Annotated in this window: 12 protein-coding genes and 2 pseudogenes; 10 read left to right on the top strand and 4 right to left on the bottom strand. The window is 64.6% G+C overall.

Features of this window, described 5'->3' with window-relative positions; all coding sequences use genetic code 11:
• A pseudogene (locus CSZ94_RS28315) lies at positions 1-247 on the top strand (IS630 family transposase); the annotation flags it as partial.
• A pseudogene (locus CSZ94_RS15570) lies at positions 246-776 on the top strand (LysR substrate-binding domain-containing protein); the annotation flags it as partial. The pseudogenes CSZ94_RS28315 and CSZ94_RS15570, both read left to right, overlap by 2 nt.
• Here CSZ94_RS15570 and CSZ94_RS15565 read toward each other — a convergent pair.
• Positions 764-2,395, bottom strand: a complete 1,632-nt coding sequence (locus tag CSZ94_RS15565; RefSeq protein ID WP_258001009.1) for a phosphotransferase — start codon at positions 2,393-2,395, stop codon at positions 764-766. The pseudogene CSZ94_RS15570 and the gene CSZ94_RS15565 overlap by 13 nt on opposite strands.
• 415 nt (positions 2,396-2,810) lie before the next feature.
• Between CSZ94_RS15565 and CSZ94_RS15560 the strand changes: the two genes are divergently transcribed.
• From CSZ94_RS15560 to CSZ94_RS15525, 8 genes are all read left to right on the top strand, one after another.
• Complete coding sequence (locus CSZ94_RS15560; RefSeq protein WP_102122329.1) at positions 2,811-4,118, top strand: MFS transporter; 1,308 nt, start codon at positions 2,811-2,813, stop codon at positions 4,116-4,118.
• Between the two features lie 10 nt (positions 4,119-4,128).
• Entirely contained in the window at positions 4,129-6,681 is a 2,553-nt protein-coding gene (gene nirB, locus CSZ94_RS15555; RefSeq protein WP_102122328.1) for a nitrite reductase large subunit NirB, read from the top strand.
• A gap of 12 nt (positions 6,682-6,693) precedes the next feature.
• Entirely contained in the window at positions 6,694-7,047 is a 354-nt protein-coding gene (gene nirD, locus CSZ94_RS15550) for a nitrite reductase small subunit NirD (protein ID WP_102122338.1), read from the top strand.
• Positions 7,032-8,282: an NAD(P)/FAD-dependent oxidoreductase gene (locus CSZ94_RS15545; RefSeq protein ID WP_258001008.1), complete on the top strand. Its 1,251-nt coding sequence runs from the start codon at positions 7,032-7,034 to the stop codon at positions 8,280-8,282. The genes nirD and CSZ94_RS15545 overlap by 16 nt, the downstream gene beginning before the upstream one ends.
• 11 nt (positions 8,283-8,293) lie before the next feature.
• Complete coding sequence (locus CSZ94_RS15540; protein WP_102122327.1) at positions 8,294-10,963, top strand: nitrate reductase; 2,670 nt, start codon at positions 8,294-8,296, stop codon at positions 10,961-10,963.
• Positions 10,964-11,025: 62 nt separating this feature from the next.
• Positions 11,026-11,556: an adenylyl-sulfate kinase gene (gene cysC / locus CSZ94_RS15535; RefSeq protein ID WP_102122326.1), complete on the top strand. Its 531-nt coding sequence runs from the start codon at positions 11,026-11,028 to the stop codon at positions 11,554-11,556.
• 19 nt (positions 11,557-11,575) lie between these two features.
• A complete protein-coding gene (locus CSZ94_RS15530; protein ID WP_102122325.1) occupies positions 11,576-11,824 on the top strand; it encodes a hypothetical protein in 249 nt (82 codons plus the stop codon).
• Positions 11,825-11,938: 114 nt separating this feature from the next.
• Positions 11,939-12,298 (top strand): PAS domain S-box protein, encoded by a 360-nt coding sequence (locus tag CSZ94_RS15525; protein ID WP_180977495.1) that lies wholly within the window; start codon positions 11,939-11,941, stop codon positions 12,296-12,298.
• Between the two features lie 183 nt (positions 12,299-12,481).
• Here CSZ94_RS15525 and CSZ94_RS15520 read toward each other — a convergent pair whose 3' ends face one another.
• The 3 genes from CSZ94_RS15520 to CSZ94_RS15510 form a co-directional block, all read right to left on the bottom strand.
• The gene (locus tag CSZ94_RS15520) at positions 12,482-13,399 is read right to left on the bottom strand and encodes a pyridoxal-phosphate dependent enzyme (protein WP_102122323.1); all 918 of its coding nucleotides are present in this window, start codon (positions 13,397-13,399) and stop codon (positions 12,482-12,484) included.
• Between the two features lie 79 nt (positions 13,400-13,478).
• The gene (locus CSZ94_RS15515) at positions 13,479-13,979 is read right to left on the bottom strand and encodes a MarR family winged helix-turn-helix transcriptional regulator (protein WP_102122322.1); all 501 of its coding nucleotides are present in this window, start codon (positions 13,977-13,979) and stop codon (positions 13,479-13,481) included.
• Between the two features lie 321 nt (positions 13,980-14,300).
• Positions 14,301-14,441, bottom strand: coding sequence for a hypothetical protein (locus tag CSZ94_RS15510; protein ID WP_258001007.1), 141 nt, complete (start codon positions 14,439-14,441; stop codon positions 14,301-14,303).
• Between the last annotated feature and the right edge of the window lie 10 nt (positions 14,442-14,451).

Below are 14,451 nucleotides of genomic sequence, written 5' to 3'. Positions count from 1 at the left end.
CACGCCGACGTCCGCCTCCTGGCTCAACATGGTCGAGCGCTTCTTCCGCAGTTTGACAACGGATCGACTCCAGCGCGGAGTCTTTCGTAGCGTCCATGAACTGACCGTCGCAATCCATGAATATATTGCGGCCCATAATCAGAATCCGAAGCCGTTTGTATGGACCGCCAAGGCTAACGACATCCTGCAAAAAGTGATCCGTGCCAATCGGAGTCTTAGTTCAAAGAATAACGAAGCACTACACTAGCGACCGCATGGTCGATGTGATTGGCGACAACGTCGATTGCGTCATTCGTGGCGGCGAATTGCGCGACCAGTCCTTGATGGCGCGCAAAATCGGCGACTTGCAACTGGCCGTGTACGCAGCGCCCGCTTATCTGCAGCGCGTCGGCACGCCCGGTCATCCGCAAGAACTGGAAGATGCCCAGCACCGTATCGTCCGCTTTCGCTGGGGGCAGGGCGGCAACGGTTTTTCCACGCTGATGCGGCAGGGCGACAAGAGCGTCACGATAGCGGGCAAGTATGTGCTATCGATTGACGATGGCAACGCCTATCTGGCGGCGGGGTTGGCTGGCCTGGGCGCGCTGGTGCCTCTGTTCGCGGCATGGCGCATAGCGCCGATGCCGCTGTACCTCGCCTATCCGCCGAACCGGCATGTCAGCAAGAAACTGCGCGTCTTCATCGACTGGGTCGTTGAATTGATGACACAGCATGCACCGCTGCAGCCACACACGGGAATTTCTGTCGCCATAGCGGGCTCCCTTCACGGCAACTGATTGACCCACACGGGCACCGACCAGACGATGTTGCCGTCGTCCTGCGTCAGGCGCGCGTAATAGAAATGCGGGCCGGGCGCGGGCGTGACGGCGACCTCGGCCTGGTCCGATACTTGGGTGACGGAGCCGTTGCTTCCCGGCACGCCGTGCAAGATGGCGATGGCCGCCGCTTGCCGCCCCGCGCGGTTGCTGAAATGGGTGGCCAGGTGCAGCGGTCCCCGGTTATCGAAGCGCTCACCCATCAGCCTGCCATTCGCCGTCAACAGCAGTTGCGCATGCTTGTCCATGGTGGCGAAGACGCGGCGCGCGCGCAGTGCCTCCAGGAAACTGTCGCGTGTCACGGGCATGCCGGCAGCCGGGCTGGCCACCAGCACGGCCGTGCGGTTGCCGTCGGTCGCGCCCCAGTTGGCGCAGTGGTTGTCCTGGTTGCTGCTGAAGGCCACATGGTAGCCGGCCGCCAGGGCCCGGTTGCAAGCCGCCTCGTAGTTGCTGCGCCGCGTTTCCGTTTCCTGGTCGTTGGTGGACAACGCGGACGTGTTCATCACTTCGCACAGCACCATGGCCGCGTCGCCGTCTTGGGTGTAGCCCAGCGGCTGGCCGTTGACGAGAAACTGGCCCGCATAGGCAGGGTGGTTGAATTGCCCGATCCAGCCCCGCTCGCGCATCAGCGCGTACAGGCCCGCGTAATCGCCCTTCGGCGTTTCCACGTCGGCCAGCAGTTCCCCGCTGGTATTTCTTTCCCAGCCCAGCAACTGCTCGCTATTGACAATGTTCAGGTGGCCGCCCTGGTTGATGACGCCCCATTCCATGCCGTACAGGGCCAGGAAGCCCGGGTGGGCGTCTGTATAGGCGGCCGCTTCGGCCAGGCCCGTCTGGTAAAGGGCCTTGGCTTCTGCCGGCACGGCAGCACTGTTGCTGCCGTCCGAACCGTCATACATATGGTTGTGCTCGGATGTCAGCAGGGCGTCGAGCCCATGTTGCTGCGCGTAGACATACGCGTCGATGGGGCCGAAGGGCGCCGTTTGCGGTTCCTGCGCGCCACGGCAAGCGTCCAGCGCCGCGCCGCCGTCGCTGTGGCGCGTCTGGCTGTGCAGGTTGGCGTAGACGATGCGGTAATCCACCTGGCCATCCAGGCTGGACAGTTGTTGCAGGCCCGCCTGGAAGGCGGGCACTCTGGGCGTCGTGCCGCGACCCCGCAGTACCTGGATGGGCCATTGCTGTTCCACCTGCGCCTCCTGCGGCGTGCCGGCGTCCGCCACGGCCAGCAGGCGCAGCGCGTACATACCGTCCGGCACCGGCGCGCGCCGGGTGCGCGCATCGTCGTAAGCCTGGCCATCCCAGGGCAAGGCCAGGCTTACGCCACCACCCCCCAACTGTTCGCTTGCCGACCAGCGCTGCAGCACTGTCCCTTGCGGGCCGGGGCCGGACAAGGTCAGCTGCCAGCGCACGGCATGCGTGCGAACTTCGTCTGGATAGGCGAGGCGCACGATAAATGTGCGTGACTGCGTTGTCCGCGCACCGGCTGCGGCGCGGAAGGGCGCGACGACGGTGGCATCGAGTTCGCTGTGTTCCTTCGGCTCTTGCGCGGCGGCAGTGTTGCTCCACGTAATGAGCAACACCCCAGCGCATGCGCAAACCAGCCATGGCGGCCTGGGGGGCCATGGTGACCGTAAGCGACGGCGCAGTGTCTTGACCATCGTGGCCTCCCGCGACTGCTTCAGATGGCAGTTAGACAAGAATTGCCACGTGCCGGTTCCCGCATGCACCAGCAAGTGGCGCGCGTGCACCGTCAGGTGCCATCATCTGGCGCAAAGTCCTTGCACATAGCAAGGCGCACCCCTGAGACGGACCTGGCACGGCGCTTGCTTGACAGAAGGTACGGATCAACGGCGATCCCCTGAATAAACGCACAACGGTCCAACGACGGACCACATGGACAACGGCGTCCGCTCTGGCTGATTTTTCTCATCGGCGGGGGCGGGCGCCGTTTTTGTTTGCATTTTTGTTATTTTCGGGATACTTCGGGAACCTATCATGGCCAGCCAAAAAGCAACGCGCATCGCGCTCTTCTCCCTCGCCACACCGCCCATGCGGGCATTCCATCTCACGTGGATGGCATTTTTCGTGTGTTTCTTCGCCTGGTTCGCCTGTGCGCCCCTGATGCCGGTCATCAAGGGCGAGTTCGGCCTTTCCCTCGCGCAAGTGGCGAATATCAATATCGCGGCTGTCGCCATCACCATCCTCGCGCGTCTGCTCGTGGGGCCATTGTGCGACCGCTACGGCCCGCGCAAGACGTATACGGGTTTGCTGCTGTTGGGCGCCATTCCCGTGCTGGGCGTGGCCGCCTCGCAAAGCTATGAAAGCTTTTTGTTCTTCCGCCTGGGCATCGGCGCCGTCGGCGCCAGCTTTGTCATTACGCAATATCACACCTCCGTGATGTTCGCGCCCCGCGTGGTGGGGACGGCGAATGCGGCAGCTGCCGGCTGGGGCAATGCGGGTGGCGGGGCGGCGCAGGCGCTGATGCCGCTGCTGCTGGGCGCGCTGGTAATGCTGGGCGTGTCTGAATCGCTGGGCTGGCGCGTGGCCCTGCTGGTGCCGGGCGTGCTGATGCTGGTGATGGCCGTGCTGTACTGGCGCTATACGCAGGATTGCCCTGATGGCAATTACTCGGACTTGCGCAAGGCCGGCATGGCCATCGAAGGCGGCAAAGGTGGTGGCAAAAGCGGTGGCTGGGACAGCTTCAAGGCCGCCAGTGCTAATTATCGCGTGTGGTTGCTGTTTGTCACCTACGGCGCCTGCTTCGGCATCGAAATCTTCATCCATAACATCGCCGCCGTGTACTACGTCGACCATTTCGGCCTGTCGCTGAAATCGGCGGGTCTTGCCGCCGGCAGCTTCGGCTTGCTGGCCCTGTTTGCCCGCGCCCTCGGTGGCTGGATGTCGGACAAACTGGCCCTGCGCGGCAATCTGAACAGCCGCGTGACCCTGCTGTTCATGCTGATGATAGGCGAAGGCGTGGGCTTGCTGTGGTTTGCCAAAGTTGACAGCGTCACCTGGGCCGTCATCGCCATGCTGGTCTTCGGCCTGTTCACCCACATGGCTTGCGGCGCCACGTATGCGCTGGTGCCCTTCATCGATAGTAAGGCGCTGGGCGGCGTGGCCGGCATCATCGGCGCCGGCGGCAACGTGGGTGCCATGGCGGCCGGCTTCCTGATGAAAGGGACGGGCGACATCCGCCAGACCCTGATCATCTTGAGCGCACTGGTGGTGATCTCGGCCCTGTGCGCCATCGCCGCCCGTTTCACGGGTCTGGCGGCCGAACCGAACATGGCTGCGGCCTGAGGAGACAAGCATGAACCACCCCTTGAACATCGTCGTCCTGGGCCATGGCATGGTCGGGCACAAATTCCTCGAACGCCTGGCCTTGGAAACCGCGCCGCACCTGCATGTCACCGTGCTGTGCGAAGAACCGCGGCCCGCCTACGACCGCGTGCACCTGTCCGAATTTTTCAGCGGCAAGTCGGCCGAGGAGCTGTCCTTGGTGACGCCCGGCTTTTTCGACAAGGGCAACGTCGTCTTGAAACTCAATGCACGGGCCATCGGCATCGACCGCGCGGCGAAAACCGTCACGGCCAGCACGGGCGAAGTCTTGAGCTACGACAAACTGGTGTTCGCCACCGGTTCCACGCCCTTCGTGCCGCCGTTGCCGGGCAAGGAGCGCGACGGCTGCTTCGTCTACCGCACCATCGAAGACCTGGAAGCCATGCTGGCCTGGGGCGCCAAGTCCACCACGGGCGTGGTGATCGGCGGGGGCTTGCTGGGACTCGAATGCGCGAAGGCCCTGCGCGATTTGAAGCTCGATACCCACGTGGTGGAATTCGCCCCGCGCCTGATGGCCGTGCAGGTCGATGAAGGCGGCGCGCGCGTCCTGCGCCGCAAGATCGAGGAACTGGGCGTGACCGTGCACACGCAAAAAAACACCCTGGCCATCGTCGATGGCGAATCGGCCACGCACCGCATGCAGTTCGCCGACGGCAGCCACCTGGAAGCGGACATGATCGTCTTCTCGGCCGGCATCCGTCCGCGTGACGAACTGGCGCGCGCCTGCGGCCTCGACGTGGGGCCGCGCGGCGGCATCGCCATCGACGACCGCTGCGTCACCTCCGACCCGGACATCTACGCGATAGGCGAATGCGCATTGTGGGGCGGCTTGATCTTTGGCCTGGTGGCACCCGGTTATGAAATGGCGCGCATCGCGGCGCGCCACCTGCTGCAGGAAGAGGGCGAAGCATCGTTCAAGGGCGCCGACATGAGCACCAAGCTCAAACTGATGGGCGTGGACGTGGCCAGCCTGGGCGACCCGCACGGCAATGCGCCCGGTAGCCGCTCCTACCAGTTCATGGACGAGCGCAAGCAGATATACAAGAAGATCGTCGTTTCCGATTGCGGCAAATATCTGCTGGGCGGCGTGATGGTGGGCGACGCCAGCGAATACGGCACCTTGCTGCAGATGATGCTGAATAAAATCGAGCTGCCGACATCCCCCGAATTCCTGATCCTGCCGCAGGCGGACGGCCAGCAAAAGGTGGGCCTGGGGGTGGACGCCTTGCCCGATGCGGCGCAAATCTGCTCGTGCAACGACGTCTCGAAAGGCGCGCTGTGCGCCGCCGTGGCCGCTGGCGCGACGACTATCGGCGCATTAAAAAGCTGCACAAAAGCCGGCACGGCCTGCGGCGGCTGCGTGCCTTTGGCAACGCTGATCATGAAGGCGGAAATGCAGAAGCAGGGCTTGGCCGTCAATAACCACGTGTGCGAGCATTTTGCGTACTCGCGCCAGGAATTGCACCACCTGGTGCGCGTAGGCAAGATCCGCAGCTTCGGCGCGCTGCTGTCCGCGCATGGCCAGGGCCTCGGTTGCGACGTGTGCAAGCCCGTGGCGGCGAATATCCTCGCTTCGTGCTGGAACGATTTCGTCCTCTCGCCCGTGCATGCCAGCCTGCAGGACAGTAACGATTATTTCCTGGGCAATATCCAGAAGGATGGCACGTATTCCGTCGTGCCGCGCATGCCGGGCGGCGAAGTGACGGCTGACGGCTTGATCGCCGTGGGCACGGTGGCGAAAAAATATGGCCTGTACACCAAGGTCACGGGCGGACAGCGGGTCGACCTGTTCGGCGCGCGCGTGGACCAGTTGCCCGCCATCTGGGAAGAGCTGATCGCGGCAGGCTTCGAGTCGGGCCACGCCTACGGCAAATCCTTGCGCACGGTCAAATCGTGCGTGGGCTCCACCTGGTGCCGCTATGGCGTGGCCGACAGCGTGGGCTTTGCGATCCAGCTGGAAAACCGCTACAAGGGCTTGCGCACGCCGCACAAGATCAAGTTCGGCGTGTCCGGCTGCACGCGCGAGTGCGCCGAGGCGCAGGGCAAGGATATCGGCCTGATCGCCACGGAAACAGGCTGGAATCTGTACGTGTGCGGCAATGGCGGCATGAAGCCGCGCCACGCGGAACTGATCGCGGCTGGCCTTGATGAAGCCACCCTGGTGCGCTATGTCGACCGCTTCCTGATGTTTTACGTGCGCACGGCCGACCGCCTGCAGCGCACCAGCGTGTGGCGCGACAATCTGGAAGGGGGTCTCGATTACCTCAAGCGCGTCATCATCGACGACAGCCTGGGCATCGCCCACGAGCTGGAAGCGGACATGCAGCACGTGGTCGATACCTATGCCTGCGAGTGGCAGGAAGCCATCTCCAACCCCGCCGTGCGCCAGCGTTTCCGCCACTTCGTCAACAGCGAGAAGCACGATGAAAACGTGGTGTTCGTGGAAGAGCGGGGCCAGATCCGGCCCGCCAAGGCCATTGAACGCCGCAGCAGCGTGATCCCCATCCTTGCCGTGGAGGCTTGAGCCATGAATGCGATGAATGAACTTACCGGCGCCACTGCCGACAACTGGATGGCCATCTGCCCCCTGATGGACATCGTGCCCGATACGGGCGTGTGCGCGCTGCTGAACGGGCGCCACGTGGCCGTGTTCCGCGTCGGCGATGCCGCGCCGCGCGTGTACGCCATCGACAATATCGACCCGAATGCAGGGGCTTCCGTGCTGTCGCGGGGGTTGGTGGGCAGCATCGGCGAGCGCGTCGTTGTCGCCTCGCCCATCTACAAGCAGCACTTCGACCTGGCCAGCGGCGAGTGCATCGAAGCACCTGAACACTCGGTGGCCACCTGGCCCGCGCGCGTGTTTGCGGACATGGTGTGGGTGGCCCTGTGAACCCGCCAGCCAAGGCAACTGCGCGCCCCTCGCTCGTGGTGGTCGGCAATGGCATGGCCGGCATGCGCACGGTCGAGGAATTGCTGAAACTCGCCCCGGAGCTGTACGACATCACCGTGTTTGGCGCCGAGCCGCACGGCAATTACAACCGCATTTTGCTGTCGCCCGTGCTGGCTGGCGAAAAGACGGTGGACGACATCATGCTGCACACGCGTGACTGGTATGCGCACAACGGCATCACCCTGCACGCGGGCGACCCCGTGGTGCGCATTGACCGCCAGGCGCGCACGGTACAAGCGCAGTCGGGCATCGAGGTGCGCTATGACCGCCTGCTGCTGGCCACCGGTTCGACGCCGTTCATCGTGCCCGTGCCGGGCCACGCGCTGCCCGGCGTGATCGGTTTTCGCGATATCAGCGACGTCGACACCATGCTGCAGGCGGCGCGCGCGCACCGCCACGCGGTGGTCATCGGCGGCGGCTTGCTGGGGCTGGAAGCGGCCAACGGCTTGCAGCGCCAGGGCATGGACGTCACTGTCGTGCACATGAGCGGCGCCCTGATGAACCAGCAGCTGGATGTTCCCGCATCCATCCTGCTGAAAACGGCGCTGGAAGCGCGCGGCCTGCGTTTCCTGATGCAGGCGCAAACGGCGGAAATCCTCGGCACCGAGCGCGTGCAGGGAGTTCGCTTTGCCGATGGCACGTCGATCCCCGCCGACCTGGTGGTGATGACGGCCGGCGTGCGCCCCAACATCGCCCTGGCGCAGGCGGCCGGCCTGCACTGCGAACGGGCCATCGTCGTCGACGACTGCCTGCAAAGCTATGACCCGCGCGTGTATGCGGTGGGCGAATGCGTGCAGCACCGGCGCGCCACCTTCGGCCTGGTGGCGCCCATCTGGGAGCAGGCGCGCGTGTGCGGCGCGCACCTGGCCGGCGCAGGGCACCGGCGCTACGTACAGCAGGCCAGCGCCACCAAATTGAAAGTGACGGGCATCGACCTGTATTCTGCCGGCGACATCATCGGCGGCGAGGGCAGCGAAGACCTGGTGCTGCGCGATCCGCGCCGCGCCATCTACAAGCGTCTGGTGGTGCAGGGCAGCCGCCTGGCCGGTGTCGTGCTGTATGGCGACGTGCAGGATGGTCCCTGGTATTTTGACCTGATCCAGCAGCGCCGCGACATCAGCAAACTGCGCGCCTATTTATTGTTTGGTCAGGCGCTGTGCGCCCAGGCCGCCTGACAGGACACCCCATGACAAGCTGCACGCCCGTGAAAACCACTTGCCCGTATTGCGGCGTCGGCTGCGGCGTGGAAGCGACACGCCTGCCCGACGGCGCCATCCGCATCGCCGGCGACAGCAGCCACCCGGCCAACCTGGGGCGCCTGTGCGTAAAAGGCTCGGCGCTGGGCGAAACCCTGGGGCCAGAGAATCGCCTGCTGCAGCCGCAGGTGCGCGTCGCCGGCGTCTTGCAGCCGGCTTCATGGGACGTGGCGCTGGACAAGGTGGCTGGCGGCTTGCGCGCCATCATCGATGCACACGGTCCCGACGCCGTTGCCCTGTATGTATCGGGCCAGCTGCTGACGGAAGACTATTACATCGCGAATAAATTCATGAAGGGCTATGTGGGCAGCGCGAATATCGACACCAATTCGCGCCTGTGCATGTCGTCGGCCGTGGCGGGCCACAAGCGCGCGTTTGGCGAGGATATTGTGCCGGGCTGCTATGAAGACCTGGAACTGGCCGACATGATCGTGTTGGTCGGTTCAAACACGGCCTGGTGCCACCCCATCCTGTTCCAGCGCATCGCGCGCATCAGGGAAAGCCGGCCTGAAGTCAAGCTGGTGGTGATCGACCCGCGCCGCACGGCCACCTGCGAGCTGGCCGACCTGCATTTGCCCGTCAAACCGGGCACCGACGTGTGGCTGTTCAACGGCTTGCTGTGCCATCTGGCGAAGGAAGGCGTGATCGCCGACGATTTCGTCACGCGCCACAGTTCGGGACTCGACGAGGCGCTGGCGGCCGCCCATGTGGATTGCGGCGATCCGCTGCAGGTGGCGAAAATCTGCAAGCTCGACCCGCACGCCATGCTGGCGTTTTACCAGGCCTTTGCCGCCACGCGCAAGGTCGTTACGGCCTTTTCGCAGGGTGTGAACCAGTCGTCCTCCGGCACGGACAAGGTCAACAGCATCATCAACTGCCATCTGGCGACAGGACGTATCGGCCAGCCCGGCATGGGCCCGTTTTCGCTGACGGGCCAGCCGAACGCCATGGGCGGACGTGAAGTGGGCGGCCTGGCCAACATGCTGGCGGCGCATCTGGAGCTGGACAACCCACTGCACCGCGACACCGTGCAGACGTTCTGGGATGCTCCCCGCATCGCCAGCCAACCTGGCTTGAAGGCCGTGGAGCTGTTCCACGCGATCGAATCGGGCAAGGTCAAGGCCGTGTGGATCATCGCCACCAATCCGCTGGTGAGCATGCCGGACGCCGACCAGGTGCGCCGCGCGCTGGATAAATGCGAGCTGGTGGTGGTGTCGGACATCAGCGCGCAGTCGGATACGAACGCGCATGCCGACGTGCTGCTGCCGGCGCTGGGCTGGGGCGAGAAAGAGGGCACGGTGACCAATTCCGAGCGGCGCATCTCGCGCCAGCGCGCCTTCATGCCGGCGCCTGGCGCGGCGCGCGCCGATTGGCAAGTGTTGTGCGATGTCGCCACGCGCATGGGTTATGCCGGTTTTGATTTCACGTCGCCGCAGGCCATCTTCGACGAGCATGCGCGCCTGTCCACCTTCCGCAACGAGGGGGCGCTGGCGCGTTTGTTCAATCTGGCCGGCCTGGACAAGCTCGATGCGGCGCAATACGACGCGCTGGCGCCGCAGCAGTGGCCGCAGGGCAGAGCGCGCCTGTTCGGCGACGGCCGCTTTGCGCATGCGGACGGGCGCGCGCGTTTCGTGCCCACGGCACCGCGCGCGCCGCGCAACGCGCCCGACGAAGATTATCCGCTGATCTTGAACACTGGCCGGGTGCGCGACCAGTGGCACACGATGACGCGCACGGGCAAGGCAGCCAAGCTGTCGGGCCATGTCGCCGAAGCGTTCATCGACATCCACCCGCAGGATGCGCTGCTGTACAGCGTGCGCGAAGGCGAGCTGGCGCGCGTTTCCAGCGCCTGGGGCGCGATGGTGGCGCGGGTTGTGCATGGCGGCGGCATTGCGCGTGGCCAGGTCTTCGTGCCGATACACTGGAGCGACGCGAATGCCTCTGACGCGCGCGTGGGCGCCGTCGTCAATCCGGTCGTCGATCCTGTCTCGGGCGAGCCAGAATTCAAGCACACGCCCGTGCGCATCGAGCAGTTCCGCGTGCACTGGCATGCGTTTGTCCTGAGCCGCACGCCCTTGAATCTGGATGGCGTGGCGCACTGGACGCGCATCCAGGGCGAGCAATTCCTGCGCTACGAGCTGGCAGGCCGCCAGCGCATCGCCGACCTGGGCGCCTGGGCGCGCACCCTGCTCGGTGTGCAAGGGGAAGAGGCCGACTGGCTCGATTACCTTGACGCCAGCGCCGGCGTGTACCGCGCCGTGCACCTGGAAGCGGGGCGCATCGCGCAATGCGTGTATGTCTCGCCCCGTCCCGACCTGCCGTCGCGCAGCTGGCTGGCCAGCCTGTTTGCGCATGCGCAAATGGATGCGGCGGACCGCGCCGGCGTGCTGCTGGGCCAGCCGATCGGCAAGGGTGTCGACGCCGGTCCCACCGTGTGTTCGTGCTTTGGCGTGGGGCGCAACACCATTTGTGCTGCCATCGTGGAACAGAAGCTGACGACGACGGCGCAGGTGACAGCTTGCATCAAGGCGGGCGGCAATTGCGGCTCCTGCGTGCCCGAGATACGACAGTTGCTGTTTGAGGCGCGTAGCGCGGCCTGAAAATCTGTCCTTTCCAGCATGCCTTTGTTATATTGCCAGCTCTATAAAAGAGAGGCAGTGTGATGACAGCAGCACAACACCCCACGGTATGGTTGACGGGCTTGAGCGGCGCCGGCAAGACCACCGTTGCGCAGGCGCTGGCGCAGGCGCTCAAGGCGCAGGGCCGCGCCGTGGCGCTGCTCGACGGCGACCAGCTGCGCCATGGCTTGAACCGCGACCTGGGTTTTACGCCGCAAGACCGGCATGAAAACATCCGCCGCGTGGCTGAAGTAGCGCGCCTGATGAACGGGGCGGGCCTGACCGTCATCGCCGCCTTCATTTCGCCGTACCGCGCCGACCGGGCCATGGCGGCCGACATCATCGGCGCCGCGCACTTCATTGAAGTCCACGTCAGCACGCCGCTGGCCGTGTGCGAGGCGCGCGATCCCAAGGGCTTGTATGCAAAGGCGCGCGCGGGGCAGCTGGCGCAATTCACGGGCATTTCCGCGCCTTATGAAGCGCCGCTGGCTGCCGCGCTGACCCTGGATACGGGCACGCTGGCGCTGGACGCGTCGGTCGAGCGCCTGTGCCGGCATTTGCAGCAGCGGCTGTGACGGTGTGGTGGCGATGCGTATGAGATTGCGCAAACTGCTGCGCCGGCGCCGGCCGGCCAGCCTGAAGGCGCGCATGAGCGTGGTCGAGCGCGGCATGCGCGACGTGACGGGGCGCCAGCAGTACGTATCGCTGGCCAGCGCCGCCGTCTTCATCGACGAAGAGCGCGACGCGAAGCGCAATGTGCTGCGCACGATGGCGCCAGCCTGCAGCGTTTCCTGGCCGCGCAAACGGTGCTGGGCAAGGAGTTTTATACGGCCGGCGTGGTAGCCGCCGATGGCTCCCTGCTGGCCAGCATGGGCCCCGTCAAGCCGCAGGCAGGGATGAACCTGAAAGGCCGTCCGTATTTCGACCAGACGCTGGCGACCCGGCGGCCGGGGCGCCGTGCTGCTGCGCCTGCTGCAGCCTTTGGCGCGCCTGCGCCATCATGTGCATGAAATCCGCCGCCAGCGCCTGGGCATCGAGGCGCAGACGCGCGACAGCGAGCGGCGCTTGAAGCTGCTGACGGACCATGTACCCGTGGTGATCGTCTACATCGACCGCGAGCACCGCTACCAGTTCATCAACGCCACGTTTGAAAAATGGTTCGGCCGGTCGCGCAAGGAAAGCATGATGCAATCGATCCGCGACGTGCTGGGCGAAGAAGCGTATCAATTGCGCGAAGCCTACCTGCAGCGCGCCTTCCAGACCAGTTCAAGGTCATCAACGACAGCCTGGGCCACCATCCCGGCGATGCATTCGTGATCATTTTCGAAGGCGTGAACAGCGCGGCCGAAGTGCGCCAGATCGGCGCGAAGATCATCGACGCCATCCGCCATCCGCCAGCCCTTCGACCTGGCCAGCGGTCCGCTGCCGGTGACGACCAGCATCGGCATCGCTATCTTCCGCGAAGGCGTGGCGCTGCTCGAGGCGGCTGCTTAGCCGGCGTTACAGGGTGGCGTTCCAGTGGTCGAGCTGCTGCGTGGTGGCCGTGACGCCGCCACAGACGATGACCAGCACATTGCGGTAGGGCGCCAGTTCCGGCGCCTTGCCGTAGACGGCCGCCAGCGCCGCACCGCAGGCCGGTTCCACCACCAGGCGCTGGTGGCTAATGAAACGCTGGCAGGCATCGACGGCGGCCCGGTCCGAGACCACCACGCTGTGCAGCCGGCGCGTCTGGCTGATGGCATAGGCTTGCGCGCACACCTGGCGCGCGGCCAGCGAGGTGGCGATACTGCTCACGGCGGGCAGGGCCACGTGGTCGCGCGCGGCCACGGCGGCGGCCAGCGAGGCCGCGCCTTCGGTTTCCACGGCCACCAGGGCCACGTCGTCCCAGCCATTGCGCTGCAAGCCTTCGGCCACGCCGGCCAGCAGGCCGCCGCCGCCCACCGACAGCACCACCGCGTCCGGTTTCAGGCCAGCGCCGGCCACTTCATCGATCATGCCAGCATGGCCCTGCCACAGCAACGGGTCGTCGAACGGGTGTAAAAAGGCGTCTTGCGGCGTGAGCATCGACTGCGCCAGCGCGTTCGCTTCTTGCCAGGCGGCGCCGTGCACGATGACTTCGGCGCCTTCCTGCGCGATCAGGGCCCGGGCCCGTTCGCTGGTCGTTTCCGGCACCACGACGATGACGGGAATGCCCAGCTGGCGTCCCGCGTAGGCCACGGCGATGCCGGCATTGCCACCGGAAGAAGAGATGAAACGGCTGGCACCGCGCCGCGCGTATTCTTCGCAGGCGAGGCCGATGCCGCGGATCTTGAAGGAGCCGGGCGGCTGCAAGGCTTCGAGCTTGAGCCAGATGGCGCGGTCGCTGTGCAGGCTCAGGGTGCGCGAGTTGAGCAGAGGGGTTTCGATGTGCAGGGCCATGCGTGTTCCTGGTAGACGGTCAGGCCTGCATCATAGCCGAAGCGCCGATGCCACCGTCTCACCCTTGCCGCAAGCTGCCTTAATTCAAGGGCGCACTTTTGAGCTGATGCGTGCGCGCCACTTCCTTCATCGCTTCGAGCAGGTCGTCGCGCAGCTGGCGTGGTAGCTTGCCGAAGAATTCCTCGTCGTTCTGGTCGGCCATCCCGGCCAGCACGGGCACCAGCGCTTCGCCTTCCGTGGTCAATTCGATCGAGTGCTGGCGGCGGTCGGCCAGCAGGATCGATTTGCTGACCATGCCCTTGCTTTCCAGGCGGTCGATCAGCTTCGACACGGCACCCTTGCTCATGCCGGATACTTGCGCCAGCACCGTGGGCGAGGTGCAGCCCAGGCGGAACATTTCGCGCAGCACCACCCATTCGGACACCGTCACGCCGTTGGCCTCGGCTTTTTTCTGGAAGCTGTGGGAAACGTGGTTGGAGACGAAACGCAGCCAGTAGCCGAGATGGGCTTCCAGCTCGCTGACGGGAACGCTGTTGGGATGGGCGGCTTGCGTGGCGGCCGCTTCAAAAGTATGGCTCATTTTTCTTCCTTCACTGGGCGGCGTTACGGGCATGGTTATGGCCTTCACGCTTGCTGTCGAGTGGTTTGTTTGGGAACAATCATCGTGCTTGAGGTAGTACTAACACTGTTTTCACAGGAAATCACTGACTGGAAAAGAGTTTTTCCTTTTTTTCTTGCTCTGGATAGATAAAAATCAATATCAAGCAAATAACCGTATTGCTGGCGAGGAAGATTAAAAAAATAACTCATGTTGCATCAATGGTAACATGATTTTTGCCGAATTGATAAATATTTCAATTGCAATTGATGTCGAATGACAGCCGCTTGTTACTGCTGCCATTCAGCTGAATCGTTCCACCAGAAAATCGACGAAGCTGCACAATATGGGCGAGCGGTAGCGCTGCGGCAGGTAGACCACGCTCATGGGGCGGCTGGGCAGCGCCTGGCCGTGGTTGACTTGCCGGCGGCCCGAGACGGACACGCTGCAGACG

Origin of the sequence: Janthinobacterium sp. ROICE36 (assembly GCF_002869965.1) — a bacterium.
GTDB lineage: Bacteria > Pseudomonadota > Gammaproteobacteria > Burkholderiales > Burkholderiaceae_D > Janthinobacterium.
This window is presented reverse-complemented; position numbering and strand designations above follow the sequence as displayed.